The 1,048-nt window shown below is 70.2% G+C and carries 1 protein-coding gene; it reads left to right on the plus strand.

The features are described from left to right. Window positions 1-991: SfnB family sulfur acquisition oxidoreductase (locus JYJ84_RS37370; protein ID WP_205190365.1), on the plus strand; the 991-nt coding region annotated here is incomplete at its 5' end. Between the last annotated feature and the right edge of the window lie 57 nt (window positions 992-1,048).

Consider the following 1,048-nt stretch of genomic DNA (forward strand, 5'->3'; position numbering starts at 1 on the left):
GCTGGCGACACTCGGCGAGGTCGTGCGGACCATCGCGCAGGCGGACCCGTCGATCGGCCAGTTGCCGAAGAATCATTTCCACGCGCTCGACGTGATCCGGCTGACCGGCGACGACGCGCAGCGTCGCAAGTTCTTCGGCCTCGCGCTCGACGGCGCGCGCATCGGTCACGCGGCATCGGAGCGCGGCACCAGGAACGCGCTCGAGATCGCCACGCGGCTGACGCGGCGCAACGGACGCCTGGTGCTCGACGGCCAGAAGTTCTACTCGACGGGCGCGCTATTCGCCGACTGGATCGCGGTGCTCGCGCTCGACGATGACGGCCGTTACGTGCAGGCGCTCGTCGAACGCGATCGGCCGGGCCTCGAGATCGTCGACGACTGGAGCGGCTTCGGGCAGCGCACGACGGCGAGCGGCACGCTCACGCTCGCCGGCGTCGAGGTCGACGCGGGCGACGTCGTCTCGATCCAGGCCGCGTTCGAGCGGCCGACGCTCGCGGGCCCGGTATCGCAGTATCTGCACGCGAACATCGACGTCGGCATCGCGCGCGCGGCGCTCGCCGACACGATCGACTTCGTGCGCACGCGCAGCCGCCCGTGGGGCGACAGCGGTATCGCGCGCGCGTCCGACGACCCTTATGTGATTCGCGACGTCGCGGACGTGCAGATCCGCCTGCTCGCGACCGAAGCGCTGCTCGACCGCGCGGCCGCGCAGCTCGACGCACTGCCCGCCGAGCTCGACGATGCGCAGGTGGCGCAGGCGTCGGTGCAGGTTGCGGCGGCGAAGGTGCTCAGTACCGAACTCGCGATCCAGGCGACCAACAAGCTGTTCGAGCTGTCGGGCACGCGCTCGGTGCTGAGCGAGTACAACCTCGACCGTCACTGGCGCAACGCGCGCACTCACACGCTGCACGATCCGGTCCGCTGGAAATACCACGCGATCGGCAACTACGTGCTCAACCACGTCAATCCGCCGCGCCACGGGTACCTGTGATGGACGACACGCTTTCGACGCCGTCGCCGCTCGCGTTGCCGGACCCCGCGCGCCGCC

It is taken from the genome of Burkholderia sp. LMG 13014, from assembly GCF_905232215.1.
Lineage (GTDB): Bacteria > Pseudomonadota > Gammaproteobacteria > Burkholderiales > Burkholderiaceae > Burkholderia.